This is a genomic window from Pseudomonas sp. (genome assembly GCF_030683065.1).
Classification (GTDB): Bacteria; Pseudomonadota; Gammaproteobacteria; order Pseudomonadales; family Pseudomonadaceae; genus Aquipseudomonas.
Genome location: NZ_JAUXMX010000047.1, coordinates 66,435 through 88,294, shown reverse-complemented (window position 1 = coordinate 88,294; position 21,860 = coordinate 66,435). Strand labels below are relative to the sequence as shown.

The 21,860-nt window shown below is 57.1% G+C and carries 17 protein-coding genes, 1 tRNA gene and 1 pseudogene; 18 read left to right on the top strand and 1 reads right to left on the bottom strand.

Annotated elements, in window-relative coordinates:
* Positions 1–85: 85 nt before the first annotated feature.
* From carB to Q8K09_RS15935, 3 genes are read left to right on the top strand one after another with little or no spacing between them, the layout of a single operon-like run.
* Entirely contained in the window at positions 86–3,307 is a 3,222-nt protein-coding gene (gene carB, locus Q8K09_RS15945; protein ID WP_305255967.1) for a carbamoyl-phosphate synthase large subunit, read from the top strand.
* On the top strand, positions 3,304–3,780 hold the full coding sequence (gene greA, locus Q8K09_RS15940; RefSeq protein WP_305255966.1) for a transcription elongation factor GreA: 477 nt from the start codon (positions 3,304–3,306) through the stop codon (positions 3,778–3,780). Before carB ends, greA begins: the two co-directional genes overlap by 4 nt.
* Positions 3,758–4,192 carry a DUF4149 domain-containing protein gene (locus tag Q8K09_RS15935; RefSeq protein WP_305255965.1) on the top strand — a complete coding sequence of 145 codons (435 nt, stop codon included), beginning with the start codon at positions 3,758–3,760 and terminating at the stop codon, positions 4,190–4,192. Before greA ends, Q8K09_RS15935 begins: the two co-directional genes overlap by 23 nt.
* Positions 4,193–4,236: 44 nt before the next feature.
* Here Q8K09_RS15935 and yhbY read toward each other — a convergent pair whose 3' ends face one another.
* Positions 4,237–4,548, bottom strand: a complete 312-nt coding sequence (yhbY, locus tag Q8K09_RS15930) for a ribosome assembly RNA-binding protein YhbY (RefSeq protein WP_305255964.1) — start codon at positions 4,546–4,548, stop codon at positions 4,237–4,239.
* 103 nt (positions 4,549–4,651) lie between these two features.
* On the opposite strand from yhbY, the gene rlmE reads away from it, so the two are divergent.
* The 15 genes and pseudogenes from rlmE to Q8K09_RS15855 form a co-directional block, all read left to right on the top strand.
* Positions 4,652–5,275, top strand: coding sequence for a 23S rRNA (uridine(2552)-2'-O)-methyltransferase RlmE (rlmE, locus tag Q8K09_RS15925; RefSeq protein WP_305255963.1), 624 nt, complete (start codon positions 4,652–4,654; stop codon positions 5,273–5,275).
* Between the two features lie 196 nt (positions 5,276–5,471).
* Positions 5,472–7,385 carry an ATP-dependent zinc metalloprotease FtsH gene (gene ftsH, locus Q8K09_RS15920; protein WP_305255962.1) on the top strand — a complete coding sequence of 638 codons (1,914 nt, stop codon included), beginning with the start codon at positions 5,472–5,474 and terminating at the stop codon, positions 7,383–7,385.
* 8 nt (positions 7,386–7,393) lie between these two features.
* The gene (gene folP / locus Q8K09_RS15915; protein WP_305255961.1) at positions 7,394–8,245 is read left to right on the top strand and encodes a dihydropteroate synthase; all 852 of its coding nucleotides are present in this window, start codon (positions 7,394–7,396) and stop codon (positions 8,243–8,245) included.
* A 20-nt stretch (positions 8,246–8,265) separates the two neighbouring features.
* Positions 8,266–9,603, top strand: a complete 1,338-nt coding sequence (glmM, locus tag Q8K09_RS15910) for a phosphoglucosamine mutase (RefSeq protein ID WP_305255960.1) — start codon at positions 8,266–8,268, stop codon at positions 9,601–9,603.
* A gap of 64 nt (positions 9,604–9,667) precedes the next feature.
* Complete coding sequence (gene tpiA / locus Q8K09_RS15905; RefSeq protein ID WP_305255959.1) at positions 9,668–10,423, top strand: triose-phosphate isomerase; 756 nt, start codon at positions 9,668–9,670, stop codon at positions 10,421–10,423.
* Positions 10,424–10,427: 4 nt separating this feature from the next.
* Positions 10,428–10,808, top strand: coding sequence for a preprotein translocase subunit SecG (gene secG, locus Q8K09_RS15900; RefSeq protein ID WP_305255958.1), 381 nt, complete (start codon positions 10,428–10,430; stop codon positions 10,806–10,808).
* A 24-nt stretch (positions 10,809–10,832) separates the two neighbouring features.
* Positions 10,833–10,918 (top strand) — tRNA-Leu (locus tag Q8K09_RS15895).
* Positions 10,919–11,219: 301 nt separating this feature from the next.
* Positions 11,220–11,678, top strand: coding sequence for a ribosome maturation factor RimP (gene rimP / locus Q8K09_RS15890; protein WP_305255957.1), 459 nt, complete (start codon positions 11,220–11,222; stop codon positions 11,676–11,678).
* 47 nt (positions 11,679–11,725) lie between these two features.
* Positions 11,726–13,207, top strand: a complete 1,482-nt coding sequence (gene nusA, locus Q8K09_RS15885) for a transcription termination factor NusA (RefSeq protein ID WP_305255956.1) — start codon at positions 11,726–11,728, stop codon at positions 13,205–13,207.
* 26 nt (positions 13,208–13,233) lie between these two features.
* Positions 13,234–15,711 carry a translation initiation factor IF-2 gene (gene infB, locus Q8K09_RS15880; protein ID WP_305255955.1) on the top strand — a complete coding sequence of 826 codons (2,478 nt, stop codon included), beginning with the start codon at positions 13,234–13,236 and terminating at the stop codon, positions 15,709–15,711.
* Positions 15,712–15,821: 110 nt separating this feature from the next.
* Positions 15,822–16,229, top strand: a complete 408-nt coding sequence (gene rbfA, locus Q8K09_RS15875) for a 30S ribosome-binding factor RbfA (protein WP_305255954.1) — start codon at positions 15,822–15,824, stop codon at positions 16,227–16,229.
* Between the two features lie 4 nt (positions 16,230–16,233).
* The gene (truB, locus tag Q8K09_RS15870; RefSeq protein ID WP_305255953.1) at positions 16,234–17,151 is read left to right on the top strand and encodes a tRNA pseudouridine(55) synthase TruB; all 918 of its coding nucleotides are present in this window, start codon (positions 16,234–16,236) and stop codon (positions 17,149–17,151) included.
* 149 nt (positions 17,152–17,300) lie between these two features.
* Complete coding sequence (gene rpsO / locus Q8K09_RS15865) at positions 17,301–17,570, top strand: 30S ribosomal protein S15 (protein ID WP_305255952.1); 270 nt, start codon at positions 17,301–17,303, stop codon at positions 17,568–17,570.
* 173 nt (positions 17,571–17,743) lie between these two features.
* Positions 17,744–19,849 carry a polyribonucleotide nucleotidyltransferase gene (gene pnp / locus Q8K09_RS15860; RefSeq protein WP_305255951.1) on the top strand — a complete coding sequence of 702 codons (2,106 nt, stop codon included), beginning with the start codon at positions 17,744–17,746 and terminating at the stop codon, positions 19,847–19,849.
* Between the two features lie 473 nt (positions 19,850–20,322).
* Positions 20,323–21,651 (top strand): annotated as a pseudogene (locus tag Q8K09_RS15855) (sigma 54-interacting transcriptional regulator); the annotation flags it as partial.
* Between the last annotated feature and the right edge of the window lie 209 nt (positions 21,652–21,860).

The window sequence follows — 21,860 nt, the reverse complement described above, 5'->3', positions numbered from 1 at the left end:
ACGGTGAGTGCCGCGCAGTGCAGCTTTAGCGGTGCAGTAGCCTCAAGATGTCTCGCCGGCTGCCCCAAGGATTCGAGTAGATACCATGCCAAAACGTACAGACATTAAAAGCATCCTGATCCTCGGTGCTGGCCCGATCGTAATCGGCCAGGCCTGCGAGTTCGACTATTCCGGTGCCCAGGCCTGCAAGGCTCTGCGCGAGGAGGGTTACCGCGTCATCCTGGTGAACTCCAACCCCGCCACCATCATGACCGACCCGGACATGGCCGATGCCACCTATATCGAGCCGATCAAGTGGTCGACCGTGGCCAAGATCATCGAGAAGGAACGCCCGGACGCCCTGCTGCCGACCATGGGTGGACAGACCGCGCTTAACTGCGCCCTGGACCTGGAAAAGCACGGCGTTCTGGAAAAGTTTGGTGTGGAGATGATCGGTGCTAACGCCGACACCATCGACAAGGCCGAAGACCGCTCGCGCTTCGACAAGGCGATGAAAGACATCGGTCTGGCTTGTCCGGTTTCCGGCATCGCCCACAACATGGAAGAAGCCTACGTCGTTCTCGATAAAGTCGGCTTCCCCTGCATTATTCGTCCGTCCTTCACCATGGGCGGCACCGGCGGCGGTATTGCTTACAACCGTGAAGAGTTCGAGGAGATCTGCGCCCGTGGCATCGATCTGTCGCCGACCAGCGAGTTGTTGATCGACGAATCGCTGATCGGCTGGAAAGAGTACGAGATGGAGGTGGTTCGCGATAAGAACGACAACTGCATCATCGTCTGCGCCATCGAAAACTTCGACCCGATGGGCGTGCATACCGGCGACTCGATCACCGTGGCGCCAGCGCAAACGCTGACCGACAAGGAATACCAGATCCTGCGTAACGCCTCGCTGGCAGTGCTGCGCGAAATCGGTGTAGAAACCGGCGGCTCTAACGTGCAGTTCGGTATCTGCCCGAATACTGGCCGTATGGTGGTCATCGAGATGAACCCGCGCGTGTCGCGTTCCTCGGCGCTGGCCTCCAAGGCTACCGGCTTCCCGATCGCCAGAATTGCCGCCAAGCTGGCTGTGGGTTACACCCTTGATGAGCTGTCTAACGACATCACCGGTGGCCGCACTCCGGCATCGTTCGAGCCGGCCATCGACTATGTCGTGACCAAGATCCCGCGTTTCGCCTTCGAGAAATTCCCCAAGGCCGACGCCCGCCTGACCACGCAGATGAAATCCGTCGGTGAGGTCATGGCCATCGGCCGTACCTTCCAGGAGTCCATGCAGAAAGCGTTGCGTGGTCTTGAAGTTGGTGTTTCTGGCTTCGATCCGATGCTTGATATGAATGATCCGGATGCAGAAAGCACTCTTCGGCGCGAGTTGATCGTGCCCGGTGCCGATCGTATTTGGTACCTGGCGGACGCCTTCCGTGCGGGCAAGACAGTTGCCGAAGTGTTCGAGCTGACCCGTATCGACGAATGGTTCCTGGTGCAGATCGAGGACCTGGTCAAGGACGAGGAAAAGATCAAGACCATGGGTCTGGCCAGCATTGACCGTGACCTGATGTACAAGCTCAAGCGCAAAGGCTTCTCCGATATCCGTCTGGCCAAGCTGCTCGGTGTGTCAGAGAAGAGCCTGCGCAGTCATCGCCACAAGCTCAAAGTGTTGCCGGTGTACAAGCGCGTCGACACCTGCGCTGCCGAGTTTGCCAGCGACACCGCCTACATGTACTCGACCTATGAGGAAGAGTGCGAGGCTGCGCCGTCGACCCGTGACAAGATCATGATTCTGGGTGGCGGGCCGAATCGTATCGGTCAGGGTATCGAATTCGACTACTGCTGCGTGCATGCCGCTCTGGCACTGCGTGAAGACGGTTACGAGACCATCATGGTCAATTGCAACCCGGAAACTGTCTCCACCGACTACGACACCTCCGACCGTCTGTATTTCGAGCCGGTTACCCTGGAAGACGTACTGGAAATCGTCCGCGTCGAACAGCCCAAGGGCGTGATCGTGCAGTACGGTGGCCAGACCCCGCTGAAAATCTGTCGCGCCCTGGAAGAAGCTGGTGTGCCGATTATCGGTACCAGTCCTGAGGCGATCGATCGCGCCGAAGACCGCGAGCGCTTCCAGCAGATGGTTCAGCGCCTGGGCTTGCGTCAGCCGGCCAATGCCACTGCGCGCAGCGAAGAGCAAGCCCTGGCGGCTTCCAAGGTCATCGGTTATCCGCTGGTGGTGCGTCCGTCTTATGTACTGGGCGGTCGGGCGATGGAAATCGTCTATCAGGAAGAAGAGCTCAAGCGCTACATGCGCGAAGCGGTGAAAGTGTCTAACGACAGCCCGGTGCTGCTCGACCACTTCCTTAATTGCGCCATCGAAGTTGATATCGATGCCATCTGCGACGGCGAGACCGTGGTGATTGGCGCGATCATGCAGCATATCGAGCAGGCTGGCGTGCACTCCGGCGACTCGGCGTGCTCGTTGCCACCCTATTCGCTGCCGGCGCATATCCAGGACGAGATCCGCGACCAGGTCAAGAAAATGGCCCTGGAACTCGGTGTAATTGGCCTGATGAACGTACAGATGGCCGTGCAGGGCGAGGATATCTTCGTCATTGAAGTCAATCCGCGCGCCTCGCGTACCGTGCCATTCGTCTCCAAGTGCATCGGTATTTCCCTGGCCATGCTCGGTGCCCGGGTGATGGCTGGCAAGACCCTGGCCGAAGTCGGCTTTACCGAGGAAATAATTCCGAACTTCTACAGCGTCAAGGAGGCGGTGTTCCCCTTCGCCAAGTTCCCTGGCGTCGACCCGATCCTTGGTCCGGAAATGAAGTCGACCGGTGAAGTGATGGGCGTCGGCGACACCTTCGGCGAGGCGTTTGCCAAGGCCCAGTTGGGCGCCAGTGAAATCCTGCCCAATAGCGGCTGTGCTTTTATCAGTGTGCGCGATGACGACAAGCCTCTGGTGGCTGAGTTGGCGCGCAGCCTGGTCGAGCTGGGCTTTGATGTGGTGGCCACTTCTGGCACCGCCAAGGTGATCGAGGCGGCCGGCTTGCCGGTACGGCGCGTGAACAAGGTTACCGAGGGTCGTCCTCACGTAGTCGACATGATCAAGAATGACGAGGTCACCTTGATTATCAATACCACCGAGGGGCGTCAGTCGATTGCTGACTCCTATTCCATTCGGCGCAATGCGCTACAGCATCGCATCTGCTGCACCACGACGTTGGCGGCTGGCGAGGCGATTTGTGAGGCGCTCAAGTTTGGTCCCGAGAAGACAGTGCGCCGCTTGCAGGATCTCCATGCGGGAATTAAGGCATGACTAAATACCCTATGACCGTTCAGGGCGCACGCGCTCTGGAAGAAGAACTCGCACACCTGACCAAGGTGGTGCGGCCCAAGCTGAGCCAGGACATCGGCACCGCCCGTGAGCTGGGTGACCTCAAGGAAAACGCCGAATACCATGCTGCTCGCGAGCAGCAGGGCATGGTCGAGGCGCGCGTGCGTGATATTGAGGGCCGCCTGCAGAGCGCGGTGGTCATTGATGTGACCACTATCGAGCACACCGGTAAGGTGATTTTCGGTACCACGGTGGAAATCGCCAATGTTGAAACCGACGAGAACGTGACATACCAGATCGTTGGCGAAGACGAGGCCGATATCAGGCTCGGCAAGCTGTCGGTAGGCTCGCCTATCGCCCGTGCGCTGGTCGGTAAGGAAGAAGGCGATGTAGTGGTGGTCAAGACCCCGAGCGGCATCGTCGAGTACGAGATTGTCGAGGTTCGCCATATCTAGGTCCAGCACGCTAAATGCTGGAGCGATAAGCTGGCTGCTGGCTCAGACGTTCTGGGTTGGCGGCCTCTGGCTGCTGCATTTTCTGCTGTTGCCGGCGATAGCCAAGCTGGGTTTGGCGCCATTGCTGGTCGAGGAAATTGCCAGCGTCGTTCGCCCCCTGTTGGTAGGACTGGCAGGGGTTTGCGCGGTGCTGCAAATGTTGGTGCTGGTACGTGCTGAGCGTTTGGCCAGTCTGTGGCGCGATATGCGTGGCCAGCTGCTATTGACCGTGCTGGTGATGGCGGCAAGTTACTTTGCGGTGCGCCATTTTGGGTTTGGCGGCGGGCTTTGGCTGATGTTCAGCTACTTGGTGATGGCGTTTTGCGGGCTGCTACTCGTGCTGCAGCCGGTGCCGGGCAACAGCAAGCGTTAAGCTGCAAGCTTCAAGTCAGGCAAGAAGCGTGCAGCTTGAAGCTGTCAGCCGTGATGGCGGTGGACGTTAGACAGGTTTTTATTGACCTTGGGGTTCTTGCGGTAAATCAACGCCATCTTGCCGATGACCTGCACCAAGTCGGCACGACCGGCTTTGCACAGCGCGTTAATGGCCGCAAGGCGACTTTCGCGTTCAACGATGCGTAGCTGTATTTTAATCAGCTCATGGTCGCTCAGGGCGCGCTCCAGTTCGGCCAGTACGCCTTCGGTCAAACCATTGTCAGCCACGATCAATACGGGTTTCAGGTGGTGGCCGATAGATTTGAATTGTTTCTTCTGCTCTTGAGTGAGCGGCATAATCTGATTCCTGCATTTAATCTGGTAAAAAACGGCGATCAGTTTACCCGAGCGCCTTCGTCGCCGCCCAGATATTCATGCTCTGCACAATTCGAGGTATTGCGTGGCCCGTTCCAAGACCAGCCTGCGTTGGCTGAAAGAGCATTTCGATGACCCTTACGTCAAAATGGCGCAAAAGGAAGGCTATCGCTCGCGCGCCAGCTACAAACTGCTGGAAGTCCAGGAAAAGGATCGCATCCTACGCCCGGGCATGACCGTGGTCGACCTTGGCGCTGCGCCAGGCGGCTGGTCGCAGGTCACCAGTCGGTTGATTGGTGACAAGGGCACCTTGATCGCGTCCGACATCCTGGAGATGGATAGCATTCCAGATGTCACCTTCATTCAGGGCGACTTTACCGACGATGCGGTGTTCGCGCAGATTCTCGAGGCGATTGGCGGTAATCCGGTGGACCTTGTGATTTCCGATATGGCCCCCAATATGAGTGGTGTAAGGACGTCTGATCAGGCGCGTGCCATGTACCTGTGCGAGCTGGCGCTGGATCTGGCTGGGCGCGTGCTGCGTCCGGGCGGCGATTTCCTAATCAAGATTTTTCATGGCGAGGGTTTCGATCTGTACCACAAGCAGGTGCGCGAAATGTTCGAAAAAGTGCAGATGCGCAAGCCGTTGTCTTCGCGTGATCGCTCGCGGGAGCAATACATGCTTGGCCGCAGCTTTCGCGGTGGTTAACTGCATGCAACCAAGGGCTGGCGTGTCAGTCCTATGTGATATGGGTGCCGCGACTTATGGGCGCTAAATAAAGGGTTACAGACAGCGCCTGCCAGGTGTGGGTGTTGTGTAGTAAGTTAGGCCGGTACATAACTGGTCGTCATGCGAAGTGCGCTTCGGCACGGGGCCTGCTTCAGAGGGTAGCTAATTGAACGACATGGCAAAGAATCTGATCCTGTGGCTGATCATCGCCGCTGTCTTGGTGACGGTGATGAACAATTTCTCTAGCCCGAGCGAGTCCAACAAGCTCAATTACTCGGAGTTTATCCAGCAGGTTCAAAGCGGCACGGTTCAGCGGGTCACTGTTGATGGCTTCATCATCAGTGGTGTGCGCGGCGATGGTTCGTCCTTCGAGACCGTGCGCCCGGCAATCCAGGATAACGGTCTGATCAAGGACTTGATCGACAACAACGTGCAGATAGTCGGCAAGCAGCCGGAGCAGCAGAGCATCTGGACTCAGTTGCTGGTGGCCAGTTTTCCGATTCTGGTAATCATCGCGGTGTTCATGTTCTTCATGCGCCAGATGCAGGGCGGTGCTGGCGGCAAGGGTGGGCCTATGAGCTTCGGCAAGAGCAAGGCGCGCCTGCTCTCGGAAGATCAGGTCAAGACTACCTTTGCTGACGTCGCCGGTTGCGACGAGGCTAAGGAAGAAGTCGGCGAGTTGGTCGAATTCTTGCGTGATCCAGGCAAGTTTCAGCGTCTCGGTGGGCGTATTCCGCGCGGCGTGCTGATGGTTGGCTCGCCGGGTACCGGTAAGACGCTGCTGGCCAAGGCCGTTGCGGGTGAAGCGAAGGTTCCGTTTTTCACTATTTCCGGTTCGGATTTCGTCGAGATGTTTGTCGGTGTCGGTGCTTCCCGGGTGCGCGATATGTTCGAGCAGGCCAAGAAGCATGCGCCGTGCATCATCTTTATCGATGAGATCGACGCGGTTGGTCGCCATCGTGGCGCTGGTATGGGTGGTGGTCACGACGAGCGCGAGCAGACGCTCAACCAATTGCTGGTTGAGATGGACGGCTTCGAGATGAACGATGGTGTCATCGTCATCGCGGCAACTAACCGTCCTGACGTGCTCGATCCGGCGCTGCTGCGTCCTGGTCGGTTTGACCGCCAGGTGGTAGTGGGTCTGCCGGACATCCGTGGCCGCGAACAGATCCTCAAAGTACACATGCGCAAAGTGCCGATGGGCGAAGATGTCGCGCCGGAAGTTATTGCGCGCGGTACGCCAGGTTTCTCCGGCGCGGACCTTGCCAACCTGGTAAACGAGGCCTCGTTGTTTGCTGCGCGTGCCGGTAAGCGTTTGGTCGAGATGAAGGAGTTCGAGCTGGCCAAGGACAAGATCATGATGGGCGCCGAGCGCAAATCCATGGTCATGTCTGACAAGGAAAAGCTCAATACGGCATTCCATGAAGCGGGTCATGCGATTGTGGGTCGCCTGGTGCCCGAGCACGATCCGGTCTACAAGGTCTCGATCATTCCGCGCGGTCGTGCCTTGGGTGTGACCATGTTCCTGCCGGAAGAAGATCGCTACAGCCTTAGCAAGCGCGCGTTGACCAGCCAGATCTGTTCGTTGTTCGGCGGCCGTATTGCCGAAGAGATGACTCTGGGCTTTGATGGCGTAACCACCGGTGCCTCGAACGACATCATGCGTGCCACGCAATTGGCGCGCAACATGGTGACCAAGTGGGGCTTGTCTGAGAAGCTCGGCCCGCTGATGTATGCGGAAGAAGAGGGCGAAGTCTTCCTCGGTCGCAGCATGGGCAGCCAGCAGACCAACGTGTCGGCGGATACGGCCAGGGTGATTGATCAGGAGGTGCGCAGCATCATCGATCAGTGCTACGGCACGGCTAAGCGCCTGCTGGAAGACAACCGTGACAAGCTCGATGCGATGGCTCAGGCCTTGATGAAGTACGAAACTATCGATGCCGAGCAGATCGAAGAGATCATGAATGGTCGTGAGCCGCGTGAGCCGCGCGACTGGACGGGTGGCGGTAAAGCCAGTCCGCCAGTTGCCAGCCCCGACGAAGCGGGAAACTCCGAGAAACCGATCGGTGGTCCTGCAGCCGACCTTTAAGGATCGCGATGTCTGTAATGCACTACTCGAACCGGCTGCCATGTGGCAGCCGGTTTCTTGATTTAGCCCATCCGCAAGTGATGGGTATCTTGAATGTCACCCCCGATTCCTTCTCCGATGGCGGTCGTTTTGGTCGGCGCGACGCAGCCTTGCGGCATGCCGGAGCGATGGTTGATGCGGGTGCCAGCCTGATTGATGTCGGCGGGGAGTCCACGCGTCCTGGGGCGCGGGCGGTATCGCCGGCTGAAGAGCTGGAGCGCGTTGCGCCGATTATCGAGGCAATTGCTGCCGAGCTGGATGTGATCGTTTCGGTTGATACTTCGACGCCTGCCGTGATGCGTGAGGCTGCGCGTCTCGGGGTGGGCCTGATCAATGATGTGCGTTCGCTGCAGCGTGACGGTGCGCTGGCTGCCGCCGCAGATAGCGGTTTACCCGTGTGTCTGATGCACATGCGCGGTGAGCCTACGACTATGCAGCAAAATCCCCAATATCCAGATGTGCTGGTCGAGGTGCGCGACTTTCTAGACGAGCGCATGGCCGTATGTGTTGCAGCAGGGATTGCGCTCGAACGGCTTATTCTCGATCCGGGCTTTGGCTTCGCCAAAACTCAGGAGCATAATCTGAGGCTGTTCAAGCATCTTGAATCGCTGCACGAGCTGGGTCGACCGCTGCTGGTTGGTGTTTCGCGCAAGAGCATGATTGGGCGGGCGCTGGGGCGCGAGGTTGATGAGCGTCTATATGGCAGTCTTGCCCTGGCGGCCCTGGCAATCACTAAAGGGGCGCACATCCTGCGTGTACATGACGTGCCTGAGACGGTTGATGTGGTGCGCATGCTGGCTGCAGTCGAAGCGGCTGAATAAGTAATCAAGGAATTGTAGCGATGGCTAGAAAATATTTTGGTACCGACGGTATCCGAGGTCGTGTGGGTGAGTTCCCGATTACTCCGGACTTCATGCTCAAGCTCGGCTGGGCCGCAGGAATGGCTTTTCGCAAGCAGGGTAAGTGCAAAATTCTGATCGGCAAGGACACGCGAATCTCTGGCTATATGTTCGAGTCGGCGCTCGAGGCTGGCTTGTCTGCAGCAGGTGCCGATGTGATGTTGCTCGGGCCGATGCCAACGCCCGCTATTGCTTACCTGACGCGCACCTTTCATGCCGAGGCAGGTATCGTCATCAGTGCATCGCATAATCCGCACCACGATAATGGCATCAAGTTTTTCTCGGGGCAGGGCTCCAAGCTGCCTGACGATATTGAACTGATGATCGAGGAGTTACTCGACGCGCCGATGACCGTGGTCGAGTCCGGGCAGCTGGGTAAGGTGTCGCGAATCAATGATGCGGCGGGTCGCTATATTGAATTTTGTAAGAGCAGCGTACCAACCAGTACAGATTTTTCCGGGCTGAAGATTGTCCTCGATTGCGCTAATGGTGCGGCCTATAAGGTTGCCCCTAGCGTATTTCGCGAGCTGGGCGCTGAGGTGTCGGTGCTCTCTGCTGAGCCCAATGGTTTGAATATCAATGCTAATTGCGGCTCAACTCACGTTGAGTCGTTGCAGGCTGCGGTGGTTGCGCAGCAGGCTGATCTGGGCATCGCCTTCGATGGCGATGCGGATCGTGTGCTGATGGTTGATCACACGGGTGCCTTGGTTGATGGTGATGAGCTGTTGTTCATTATCGCCCGTGACTTGCAGGAGCGCGGCAAGCTGCAGGGTGGCGTGGTTGGTACGTTGATGAGTAATCTCGGTCTGGAGCTGGCGCTGGCTGATTTGGGCATACCCTTTGTTCGTGCCAAGGTTGGTGATCGTTACGTGGTGGCTGAGTTGCTGGCGCGTAACTGGCAGATGGGCGGTGAGAATTCGGGGCACCTGGTGTGTTTTCAGCACACGACTACCGGTGATGCGATCATCGCAGCATTGCAGGTGTTGCTGGCGTTGAGGCGTCGTGATCAGAGTCTGGCTGAGGCGCGGCAGGGCTTGCGTAAGTGTCCGCAGGTGTTGATCAATGTGCGTTTTGCGGGTGGTGTCGATCCGCTTGAGCACCCTGCTGTGCAGGAAGCGAGTGCGCGGGTTACCGAGAAAATGGCTGGGCGGGGCCGGGTTCTGCTGCGCAAGTCCGGTACCGAGCCGTTGGTGCGGGTGATGGTCGAGGGCGATGACGAAGCCCAGGTGCGCGGCTATGCCGATGAATTGGCTAAGGTTGTTGCTGAAGTCTGTGTTTGATTCGCTTGCCAGTCCCGGTGCCGTTGGGTAACATCTGCGCCCTCTTTGATCGATGAGGTAAAGCATGCGTCGCCCTTTGGTAGCTGGTAACTGGAAAATGCACGGTACCCGCGCCAGCGTCGCAGAGCTGATCAACGGTCTGCGTGAGCAGGTGTTGTCTGCTGATGTTGATGTTGCGGTCTTTCCTTCCTGCTTGCATATCGTCCAGGTGCTGGATGGTCTGCGAGGTGCCAATGTTGAGGTCGGTGCGCAAGATTGTGCGGTCGACCCGATGCAAGGTGCTCTGACAGGTGAGGTTGCTGCCAGTCAGCTGCAAGACGCAGGTTGTTCTCTGGTGTTGGTTGGTCATTCGGAGCGACGTTTGTTGCTTGGTGAGACTGATGCCGAGGTGGTGCGCAAGTTTGCTGCTGTTCAGTCTTGTGGCTTGATACCGCTGCTGTGTGTTGGGGAGACCCTTGAGCAGCGTGAGGCGGGTAAGACGCTTGCGGTGGTTGGCGCGCAGTTGGCTAGTGTCATTGAGGCGCTGGGTATAGACGTATTTGTGCGTGCGGTTGTTGCTTATGAGCCGGTTTGGGCTATCGGTTCTGGGTTGACGGCGTCGCCCGAGCAGGCGCAAGAGGTACATGCTGCCATTCGTGCGCAGTTAGCTGAGCAGAATGTCGAAGTGGCGTGCGCAGTAAGAGTTTTATATGGCGGCAGTGTAAAGGCTGCCAATGCTGTCGAGTTGTTCGGCATGCCTGATATCGATGGGGGGCTTGTTGGTGGGGCCTCTCTGAATGCGGATGAGTTCGGTGCGATCTGTCGCGCCGCAGGAAGCTGAAAACATGCTGGAAACAGTCGTAGTAGTTTTTCATCTGCTGGGTGCGATCGGCGTGGTTGCGCTGGTTTTGTTGCAGCAGGGCAAGGGTGCGGATGCAGGTGCGTCTTTTGGTGCTGGTGCTTCAGCTACTGTTTTCGGTAGCCAAGGTTCCTCTACCTTTCTAAGTCGCGTTACTGCTATACTGGCCACCGCTTTTTTCTTAACTAGCTTGGGCTTAGCGTTCTTTGCTAAAGAAAGATCTGATGGTATGGCTCAGGTGGGATTGCCTGATCCGGCTATGATGGAAGTTCAGCAGGCCAAGCCGGCTGTTGAAGATGTACCAGTGCTCGAAGAGCTTAAGCCGGCAGTTGATGCGGTTGATGTGCCTCAGGCTCCAGAGCAGTAACAAGCAGTACGCAGCACGTTTTTTGCCGAGGTGGTGGAATTGGTAGACACGCTACCTTGAGGTGGTAGTGGCCATAGGCTGTAGGGGTTCGAGTCCCCTCCTCGGTACCAATTTACAGGCAAGCCCGCAGTGTGCGGGCTTTCTTGTTTCTGAAGGTGTGGTTGACCCTTGCCAGGGTTCGGTCGTATACTTCGGCCCCAGGTTTGACGCGGGGTGGGGCGGTCTGGTAGCTCGTCGGGCTTATGGTCCGAAGGTCATTGGTTAAACCAGACCCCGCAACCAGCACTAGCGGAGCCCCTTCTCAGGGGCTTTTTGCTAGCTGGGTAACAGGTTTGCTGGTCTTTAGAGGCCAGTTAAAGGGATGGGCGTTTCGCCCATTTTTCATTTTCAAAGCATGCGCGAGGGGCTCAGGTGTCGAGCAAGCTAGAACAGTTGCAGGCCTTGGTGGCCCCGGTAGTCGAGGCACTCGGCTATGAATGCTGGGGTATCGAGTTCCTGTCGCAAGGGCGGCATTCTTTGCTGCGAATTTATATCGATCACGCCAATGGCGTTCTCGTCGAAGATTGCGAGAAGGTCAGCAGGCAGATCAGTGGTGTTCTCGATGTCGAGGATCCGATAAGCGCGGAATACACCCTTGAGGTGTCTTCGCCCGGCATGGATCGGCCGCTGTTCACGTTGGAGCAGTTCGCCAGTCATGCTGGTGATCAGGTGAAAATCAAGCTGCGTTCACCTTTCGAGGGTCGCCGCAATTTTCAAGGCCTCCTTCGTGGCGTGGAAGATCAGGATGTGGTGGTGCAGGTGGATGACCACGAGTTCCTGTTGCCGATCGACTTGATCGACAAGGCTAATATTATCCCCAGGTTTGATTGAGACGCGGATCCCGCGGATCCAATGGATTGCGAAAGGCGAGGCGTACGATGAGCAAAGAAGTACTGCTGGTTGTTGAGTCGGTGTCCAACGAAAAGGGCGTACCGGCTAACGTAATATTCGAAGCGTTGGAGCTGGCGCTGGCTACGGCCACCAAAAAGCGTTTCGAGGACGAAGTCGAGTTGCGAGTGGCGATCAATCGCCAAACGGGCAACTACGAAACTTTCCGTTGCTGGACCGTGGTCGAAGAAGCTGATTTCGATGATCCTGCGCATCAAGTTACCGTTGATATGCCGCGTGCCATTGAGGCCAATGCGAATGTCGGTGAAGTGCTCGAAGAAAAGATCGATTCTATCGAGTTCGGTCGCATTGCTGCACAAACTGCCAAGCAAGTCATTGTGCAGAAGGTCCGCGAGGCCGAGCGTGCGCAGGTAGTTGAAGCCTACCGTGAGCGTCTGGGTGAAATCATCTCCGGCACTGTGAAGAAGGTGACTCGCGACAACGTGATCATCGATCTGGGTAACAATGCCGAAGCTTTGCTGGCGCGCGAAGACATCATCTCGCGGGAAACTTTCCGCGTAGGCGCACGGGTTCGTGCCCTGCTCAAGGAAATTCGTACCGAAAATCGCGGTCCGCAGCTGATTCTTTCGCGCACTGCGCCAGAGATGTTGATCGAATTGTTCCGCATCGAAGTGCCGGAGATCGCTGAAGAGCTGATCGAAGTCATGGCTGCGGCGCGTGATCCTGGTTCGCGGGCCAAACTGGCCGTGCGTTCCAAAGACAAGCGTATCGATCCTCAAGGTGCCTGTATTGGCATGCGTGGGTCGCGCGTACAAGCTGTATCCGGTGAGTTGGCCGGCGAACGGGTAGATATCGTGCTGTGGGATGATAATCCTGCGCAGTTCGTGATCAACGCCATGTCGCCAGCAGAAGTTGCCGCAATCATAGTCGATGAGGATGCCCATGCCATGGACATCGCTGTTGGCGAAGACAACCTGGCGCAGGCTATTGGCCGTGGTGGTCAGAACGTTCGTTTGGCCAGTCAACTGACTGGTTGGACGCTAAACGTGATGACCGAAGCGGACATCCAGGCGAAGCAAAAAGCAGAAACCGGCGACATCCTGCAGCACTTCATCGATGAGCTGGAAGTCGATGAAGAACTGGCACAGGTGCTGGTCGAAGAAGGCTTTACCAGCCTGGAAGAAATCGCTTATGTGCCGATGGAAGAGATGCTTAGCATCGACGGTTTCGATGAAGAAATCGTCAGCGAGCTGCGGGAGCGGGCAAAAGATCGCCTGTTGACCAAAGCCATCGCCACAGAAGAAAAACTGGCAGACGCCCACCCGGCCGAAGACCTGCTCTCTCTTGAGGGTATGGACAAAGGTTTGGCGCAGGAGCTGGCAGTACGCGGTGTGGTTACCCGCGAAGACCTGGCCGAGCAGTCAATTGACGACCTGCTCGACATCGACGGCATCGACGCAGAGCGTGCCGGCAAGCTGATCATGGCCGCCCGAGCCCATTGGTTCGAGTAAGTTTTACGGCCTGAGGAGAGAAGTGCATGACGCAAGTCACGGTGAAAGAACTGGCCCAAGTGGTCGACACACCGGTAGAGCGCCTGCTGCAGCAGATGCGTGAGGCAGGTTTGCCGCACAGCAGTGCCGAGCAAGTTGTTACCGATAACGAGAAGCAGGCTTTGCTTGCCCATCTCAAAAGCAGCCACGGTGCGAAGAAAGTAGAAGAGCCGCGCAAGATCACCTTGCAGCGCAAAACTACGAGCACTCTTCGCGTGGCTGGTAGTAAAACCATCAGTGTTGAGGTGCGCAAGAAGAAAACCTTCGTCAAGCGCAGCCCTGAAGAGATCGATGCTGAGACGCAGCGTGAGCTGGCTGAACAGCGTGTGGTCGCTGACGCGGCGCGGGTGAAGGCTGAAGAAGAAGCCAAACGCCGCGCAGCTGAGCATGCACAGCCGTCGGTCACTGGCGTTAAGAGCGAGGCGGTTGCAGTAGCTGCCCCAGTCGAGCTGCCGGTAGTTGTTGCAGCGGTTGAGGAACGTAAGAAAGACGAACCTCGCCGTCCCGACAAGCCGCGCAATGAAGATGCCGATCGTCGTGGTGATCGCAAGACCACCCAGCATCGTCCTGCAGTCAAGGAAAAGGCTCCAGCTCCACGTGTGGCGCCGCGTAGCATTGATGAAGAAAGCGACAGTCATCGTCGTGGTGGGCGTGGCAAGTCCAAGCTCAAGAAGCGCAATCAGCATGGCTTCCAGAGCCCGACCGGTCCGGTCATCCGTGATGTTGCCATTGGCGAAACCATCACTGTTGGCGAGTTGGCTCAGCAGATGTCGGTTAAAGCGGCTGAGGTCATCAAGTTCATGTTCAAGATGGGCACTCCGGTGACCATCAACCAGGTACTGGATCAGGAAACTGCCCAGTTGATCGCCGAAGAGCTAGGCCACAAGGTCAAGCTGGTCAGCGACAATGCCCTGGAAGATCAGTTGGCTGAGTCCTTGAAGTTTGAGGGTGAGACCTTCTCCCGTGCGCCGGTTGTGACCGTAATGGGCCACGTTGACCACGGTAAAACTTCGTTGCTCGACTACATTCGTCGCGCCAAAGTGGCTGCAGGCGAAGCCGGCGGCATCACTCAGCATATCGGTGCCTACCACGTCGAAACTGACCGTGGCATGGTTACCTTCCTCGATACCCCGGGCCACGCGGCGTTTACCGCCATGCGTGCTCGTGGTGCCAAGGCGACTGATATCGTGATTCTGGTCGTGGCGGCAGATGACGGTGTCATGCCGCAAACGATTGAAGCTGTTCAGCATGCCAAGGCCGCCGGGGTTCCGTTGGTCGTTGCAGTGAACAAAATCGATAAGCCAGGTGCCGATCTTGATCGCATCCGTAGCGAGTTGTCGGTTCACGGTGTTACGTCCGAAGAGTGGGGCGGTGAAACGCCGTTCGTTTTGGTCTCGGCGAAAGTCGGCACTGGCGTCGACGATTTGCTGGAAGCGGTGTTGCTGCAAGCCGAAGTTCTCGAGTTGAAGGCCACCCCGTCGGCTCCAGGTCGTGGTGTCGTGGTTGAGTCGCGTCTGGACAAGGGTCGTGGCCCGGTTGCCACTGTTCTGGTTCAGGACGGCACGTTGCGTCAGGGCGACATGGTTCTGGTCGGCTCTAACTACGGCCGTATCCGTGCGATGCTTGATGAGAACGGCAAGCCAATCAAGGAGGCTGGTCCATCGATTCCGGTCGAGATTCTTGGCTTGGACGGCACCCCGGAAGCGGGCGACGAGATGAGCGTGCTGACTGATGAGAAGAAGGCGCGTGAAGTGGCCATGTTCCGTCAGGGCAAGTTCCGCGAAGTCAAGCTGGCCCGTGCTCACGCCGGCAAGCTGGAAAACATCTTCGAGAACATGGGGCAGGAAGAGAAGAAGACGCTCAATATCGTCCTCAAATCTGACGTCCGCGGCTCGCTGGAAGCGTTGCAAGGATCGCTCGGCGGTCTGGGCAACGATGAAGTGCAAGTGCGCGTGGTCGGCGGCGGCGTCGGTGGTATTACCGAATCCGATGCCAACCTGGCCCTCGCTTCCAACGCTGTCCTGTTTGGCTTCAACGTGCGTGCTGATGCTGGTGCGCGCAAGATTGTCGAGCAGGAAGGTCTGGATATGCGTTACTACAACGTGATCTACGACATCATCGAAGACGTCAAGAAAGCCCTTACCGGCATGCTCGGCAGCGATGTTCGCGAGAACATCCTGGGTATCGCTGAAGTGCGCGACGTGTTCCGTTCGCCTAAGTTTGGCGCGGTCGCCGGTTGCATGGTGGTCGAGGGTATCGTGCACCGTAACCGTCCGATTCGCGTACTGCGCGAAGACGTGGTGATCTTCGAAGGCGAACTGGAGTCCCTGCGCCGCTTCAAGGACGATATGTCCGAGGTGCGTGCCGGCATGGAATGCGGTATCGGCGTGAAGAGCTACAACGACGTCAAGGTCGGCGACAAGATCGAAGTGTTCGAGAAGGTCCAAGTGGCTCGCAGCCTGTAAGGCGCGAGTTGCAACATGCAACGCCCGGCCCTGCTTTTGCTCGGCCGGGCGTTTGCCGCTTTTAGGTCCGGCGTTTTTTAGGGCGTCGTGGCGAGTGGAAGGTAGTAGAAATGGCCAAAGAATATAGCCGTGCCCAGCGTATCGGCGACCAGATGCAGCGTGAACTGGCGCAGCTGATTCGCCTGGAAATCAAAGACCCGCGTTTAGGTGGTCTGGTGACCATTACCGCGGTGGAAGTCAGTCGTGATGCGAGTCACGCCAAGGTTTTTGTCACCGTCATGGGTGGCGAGCCGCAGGAGGGTGTTGATCCTGTGGTGCAAAGTATCAAGGTGCTCAACGATGCCAGCGGTTTCCTGCGCATGCAGTTGGGCAAGGCGATGAAGCTGCGGAGCGTGCCAAATCTGCGTTTTCATTATGATGAAAGCGTTATTCGTGGTGCGCAGTTGTCGGCATTGATCGAGCGTGCCGTCAGTGAAGACAGCGGTCATGCCACCGATAATACCGAAGCCAAGGAGTAAGCCCGTGGCCCAGGTGAAACGCATTCGTCGTCCGGTTGATGGCATTATCCTGCTGGATAAGCCGCGCGGTTACAGCTCCAACGCAGCACTGCAGAAAGTGCGTTGGTTGCTCAACGCCGAGAAAGCCGGGCACACCGGCAGTCTCGATCCCCTGGCTACCGGCGTACTGCCGCTGTGTTTTGGTGAGGCAACCAAGTTTTCACAGTACTTGCTGGACGCGGACAAAGGTTATGAAACCTTGATGCAGTTGGGGGTCACCACCACCACTGCGGATGCTGAAGGCGAGGTGCTGGAACGCCGCCCCGTGACCGTTGGTCGTGATGATATTGACGCTGTATTACCGGCATTTCGCGGTGAAATCAGCCAGATACCGCCTATGTACTCGGCGCTCAAGCGCGATGGCCAGCCGCTGTACAAGCTCGCCCGTGCTGGTGAGGTAGTGGAGCGCGAGCCGCGTTCTGTTACTATTGCCCGCTTGGAATTACTGAGCTGTGAGGCTGAGCAGGCGCGCCTTGCAGTCGATTGTACAAAAGGCACCTATATACGCACGCTGGTTGAGGATATTGGCCACTTGCTAGGTTGCGGTGCCCATGTTGCAGAGTTGCGAAGGACTAAAGCAGGGCCGTTCACATTGGCTCAAACTGTTAGTTTGGAAGCGCTGGAGCAGGCCCATGCCGAGGGTGGTCATGAAGCGGTCGATCAGTTTCTGCTGGCAGTAGACAGTGGCCTGCTGCATTGGCCGCTGCTGCAGTTTTCCGAGCACAGCTCGTTTTACTGGCTGCAAGGTCAACCAGTGCGCGCACCAGAAGCGCCGAAATTCGGCATGGTGCGGGTGCAGGATCACAACGGTCGCTTTATCGGTATCGGTGAAGTGAGTGAAGACGGGCGTATTGCGCCGCGTCGTTTGATTCGGTCTGTATGACCGTAGCGTGGACAGGGGCTTAGATCCCTGCCTGCGTGTATCGAGGGTGGCTGTTAATAGGCACGGTCATACCTCACTTAAAAACACGGGAAGCGATTCCCGGCCTATTGCGACTGTTTCGGCAGTTGCCTAACTGAGAGGAAGCCCACATGGCACTCAGCGTTGAAGATAAAGCCCAGATCGTAAATGACTACAAGCAAGCTGAAGGCGACACCGGTAGCCCGGAAGTGCAAGTTGCACTGTTGTCCGCCAACATCAACAAGCTCCAAGGTCACTTCAAGATCAACGGTAAAGACCACCACTCGCGTCGTGGCCTGATCCGCATGGTTAACCAGCGTCGTAAGCTGCTGGATTACCTGAAGGGCAAGGACGTTAGTCGTTACAGCGCCCTGATCGGTCGCCTGGGTCTGCGTCGCTAAGCAATGCTTATGCGTAGCTGACTGCCGAAGCTGGAAGTGGGGTGTATCCCTGCTTCCAGCTTTTGCGTTTCAGCCATACGCGTTTGGACCGTGTCGGGTTCGACTCCCGCTACTGCCCACGAATTTTGCAAGAAACCGCTTTCCCCAAAGGCAAAAAAGAGAAGGAAAACACCGTGAACCCGGTAATCAAGAAGTTTCAATTCGGTCAATCGACCTTTACCCTCGAGACTGGCCGTATCGCCCGTCAAGCCACCGGCGCAGTGCTGGTCACCGTTGATGACGACGTCGCCGTATTAGTGACCGTTGTCGGTGCCAAGACTGCCGACCCAAGCAAGGGCTTCTTTCCCCTGGCTGTGCACTACCAGGAAAAAACCTACGCTGCTGGCAAGATCCCCGGCGGCTTCTTCAAGCGTGAAGGTCGTCCGTCCGAGAAAGAGACCCTGACCTCGCGCCTGATCGATCGACCGATCCGTCCGCTATTCCCGGAAGGTTTCCAGAACGAAGTACAGGTGCTCTGCACCGTGGTTTCCACCAGCAAGAAGACCGATCCGGACATCGCAGCGATGATCGGTACCTCGGCTGCTCTGGCGATCTCCGGCATCCCGTTCGATGGCCCTATCGGTGCCGCACGCGTAGCCTTCCACCCGGAATCCGGCTACCTGTTGAACCCGACCTATGAGCAGCAGAAAGCCTCCAGCCTGGACATGGTTGTAGCGGGTACTACAGACGCCGTACTGATGGTCGAGTCGGAAGCCAAAGAACTGACCGAAGACCAGATGCTGGGCGCTGTGTTGTTCGCCCAGGAAGGTTTCCAGTGTGCCATCCAGGCCATCAAGGAATTGGCTGCCGAAGCCGCCAAACCAACCTGGGACTGGCAGCCAAAGCCGGAAAATACCGCACTGTTGGCGAGTATTCGCGGCGATTTCGGTGCCGAGATCTCCAAGGCGTACGCCATCACCGTCAAGCACGAGCGTTATGCGCGTCTGGGCGAGTTGCGTGAGCAGGTCGTCGCCAAACTGTCTGGTGAAGAAGGTCAGCCGACTGCTGCCGAAGTCAAAGAGGCTTTCGGTGAAGTCGAATACCGCACCGTGCGCGAGAACATCGTCAACGGTCAGCCGCGTATCGACGGTCGTGACACCCGCACCGTACGTCCGCTGAACATCGAAGTTGGCGTGCTGGCGAAGACCCATGGTTCGGCACTGTTCACCCGTGGCGAAACCCAGGCCCTGGTGGTTGCTACCCTTGGTACCGCCCGTGACGCCCAGCTGCTCGACACCCTCGAAGGCGAGCGCAAAGACCCCTTCATGCTGCACTACAACTTCCCGCCGTACTCGGTCGGTGAGTGTGGTCGCGTAGGTTTTACTGGCCGCCGCGAAATCGGTCATGGTCGTTTGGCCCGTCGCAGCATCTCGGCGATGCTGCCGAGCGCTGACGAGTTCCCGTACACCATTCGTGTGGTTTCGGAGATTACTGAGTCCAACGGCTCCAGCTCCATGGCTTCGGTTTGCGGTGCTTCCCTTGCGCTAATGGATGCCGGTGTGCCGATGAAGGCGCCAGTTGCCGGTATCGCCATGGGCCTGGTCAAGGACGGCGAGAAGTTCGCTATTCTGACCGACATCCTTGGCGACGAAGATCACCTGGGCGACATGGACTTCAAGGTAGCCGGTACCGCCAAGGGTGTGACCGCGCTGCAGATGGACATCAAGATCAAGGGCATCACCGAAGAAATCATGGAAATCGCCCTGGGCCAAGCCCTGGAAGCGCGCCTGAACATTCTTGGTCAGATGAACCAGATCCTCGCCACGTCGCGTAACGAACTGTCGGCTAATGCGCCGACCATGATCGCGATGAAAATCGACACCGACAAGATCCGCGACGTGATCGGCAAGGGTGGCGCGACCATCCGTGCCATCTGCGAGGAGACCAAGGCCTCGATCGACATCGAAGACGATGGCACCATCAAGATCTTTGGCGAAACCAAGGAAGCGGCAGAGGCTGCGCGTCAGCGTGTTCTCGGTATTACTGCGGAAGCCGAGATCGGCAAGATCTACATCGGCAAGGTTGAGCGCATCGTCGACTTCGGCGCCTTCGTCAACATCCTGCCGGGCAAGGATGGTCTGGTGCACATCTCGATGCTCAGCGATCAGCGCGTCGAGAAGGTGACTGACATTCTCAAGGAAGGTCAGGAAGTGAAGGTATTGGTACTGGACGTGGACAACCGCGGCCGTATCAAGTTGTCGATCAAAGACGTGGCCGCGGCTGAAGCTTCGGGCGTTTAATCGCTAACACGCTTCACGTTTATGAAAGAGAGGGTCCCTGATGGGGCCCTCTCTTTTTTTGTGCCTGCAGAATTGTGGTCAATCGAAGAGGCGAAGTGTCCTGTCGCAATTTGCAGCGCCGGCGCACTGTTCAGCGCGGAGTATTCAGCGATCGTCATTTTTGCTCCCGCCCGTCGTTCACAAGCCAACTCCGGGAGTCTGTTTGATCTGTATCAACCTGTTTGTCACTTGTAGCAGTCAAGAATCATCTGGTTATCAGATTTAAAAAGTGGTGATCGATTGCTTCGCTGCGTGGCCAGTTCAGGCGTGAACTCACTACCGTTCCTCGCGTGCACCGGCATGCCACGGCGGGTTAGCTAAGCTGAAGTGTATTGCTATGTTCATTTACTGATCGAGAAAACAGGACGCAGTGTTGTGACCGGGCGCGGGTGCCGCTCGCGATGGAACTGCTCAGGTTGAGCCAAGGAGTCGTTATGTTGGATGCATTAAGGTGCTCTCAGAGGCGTCTTTTGATAGTCGATCCATGCGCAGAGTGTCTAGCGTTGTTACCTCGTCTGAGAGCAGAGGGTTGGGAGGCAAAAACATCGAGTATGGAGGGCGCTCGAGATCAACTGTATGACGTTGGCGTGGTGAGGTTTAGTGCTCAGCATTTGCAATGCCTGCCCGCGTTGATCCAGCTCATACGTCAGAGCAGCGCGGAGTGGATAGCGGTTCTCGGTCCCGAGCTTCTGAGCAGTCAGGGCGTCCGTGATTTTGTCGGCGAGTGGTTTTTTGATTTCCATAGTTTGCCAATTGATGTCTCGCGCATGCGCTTTTCATTAGGCCGGGCTTTTGGGATGGCGCACTTGCGCCACGTGGCGCCAGGTGGCGTGGCAGCGCAGGATAATGATCTGTTGGTTGGCAACAGTCCGAGTATCAAGACGTTGCGTAAGTTGCTGGCCAAGCTGGCGCCAACCGACTCGCCGGTTTTGATTTGCGGTCAGAGCGGAACTGGCAAGGAGCTTGTGGCGAGAACCTTGCACCGTCAGTCACGCCGCGCCGCAGGGGCTTTCGTCGCGATTAATTGCGGGGCTATTTCGGAACATCTTATTCAGTCGGAACTGTTTGGTCATGAGAAGGGTGCGTTCACCGGCGCCCATCAACGCAAGATCGGCCGCATAGAGTCTGCGCACGGTGGCACCCTGTTTCTCGATGAGATAGGTGATTTGCCCTTGGAGATGCAGGCTAATCTGCTGCGGTTCATTCAGGAAATGAATATAGAGCGTGTCGGCTCGAGTAAGCCGATATCTGTCGATGTGAGAGTATTGGCGGCTACCCACGTTGATCTCGAAGAGGCTATTCGCCAAGGACGTTTTCGTGAGGATTTGTATTACCGATTGAATGTATTACAAGTGCACACCACACCTCTGCGCGAGCGTAAGCTGGATATTCCGCTATTCGCGGATCATTTTTCAACGCTCTATGCGAGTGAAATTGGTAAGCGCCCGCGACGTTTCAGTGAGGCTGCTATTAACGCAATGATGGACCATTCGTGGCCGGGTAACGTGAGGGAGTTGGCTAATCGGGTCAGGCGTGGTCAGGTATTGGCCGAAGGGCGTCAAATTGAGCCAATCGATATCGGATTGACGTCCGAGGAACATGCTCAGTTTCGTACCAGCACCTTGAGTGATTATCTTTTTATGGCAGAACGACAGGCACTCAATGACGTATTAACCCGCTATTCAAAGAATATGAGCCATGCGGCTCGCTCCCTGGGCGTTTCCCGCCCGACATTCTACCGGCTCTTGCACAAGCATCAGATTCTGCCAAGTGATAAAAGAGTTAATGGTTTTACCACAGGGTTGCAGGATGCTCCTGATCTTGGTCATGTATTGATTGGCGCGCAGGGAAATCAAGACAACGCCAAGTATCACGCCTAAGCGCGAGTGCGGCGTAATTAGTTATGCGGCCAGTAGCGTGCCGTGCATTTTATGCGATACGTACTGTCTGCTCATTGCTGCAGCAAATCTGC

Excerpts from the sequence above, each read along its gene's own strand:
- folP (WP_305255961.1), top strand. The coding sequence starts at position 7,394 with ATGTCTGTAATGCACTACTCGAACCGGCTGCCATGTGGCAGCCGGTTT.
- infB (WP_305255955.1), top strand. The coding sequence starts at position 13,234 with ATGACGCAAGTCACGGTGAAAGAACTGGCCCAAGTGGTCGACACACCG.
- yhbY (WP_305255964.1), bottom strand. The coding sequence starts at position 4,548 with ATGCCGCTCACTCAAGAGCAGAAGAAACAATTCAAATCTATCGGCCAC.
- ftsH (WP_305255962.1), top strand. The coding sequence starts at position 5,472 with ATGGCAAAGAATCTGATCCTGTGGCTGATCATCGCCGCTGTCTTGGTG.
- tpiA (WP_305255959.1), top strand. The coding sequence starts at position 9,668 with ATGCGTCGCCCTTTGGTAGCTGGTAACTGGAAAATGCACGGTACCCGC.
- rbfA (WP_305255954.1), top strand. The coding sequence starts at position 15,822 with ATGGCCAAAGAATATAGCCGTGCCCAGCGTATCGGCGACCAGATGCAG.
- secG (WP_305255958.1), top strand. The coding sequence starts at position 10,428 with ATGCTGGAAACAGTCGTAGTAGTTTTTCATCTGCTGGGTGCGATCGGC.
- glmM (WP_305255960.1), top strand. The coding sequence starts at position 8,266 with ATGGCTAGAAAATATTTTGGTACCGACGGTATCCGAGGTCGTGTGGGT.
- rpsO (WP_305255952.1), top strand. The coding sequence starts at position 17,301 with ATGGCACTCAGCGTTGAAGATAAAGCCCAGATCGTAAATGACTACAAG.
- greA (WP_305255966.1), top strand. The coding sequence starts at position 3,304 with ATGACTAAATACCCTATGACCGTTCAGGGCGCACGCGCTCTGGAAGAA.
- nusA (WP_305255956.1), top strand. The coding sequence starts at position 11,726 with ATGAGCAAAGAAGTACTGCTGGTTGTTGAGTCGGTGTCCAACGAAAAG.
- carB (WP_305255967.1), top strand. The coding sequence starts at position 86 with ATGCCAAAACGTACAGACATTAAAAGCATCCTGATCCTCGGTGCTGGC.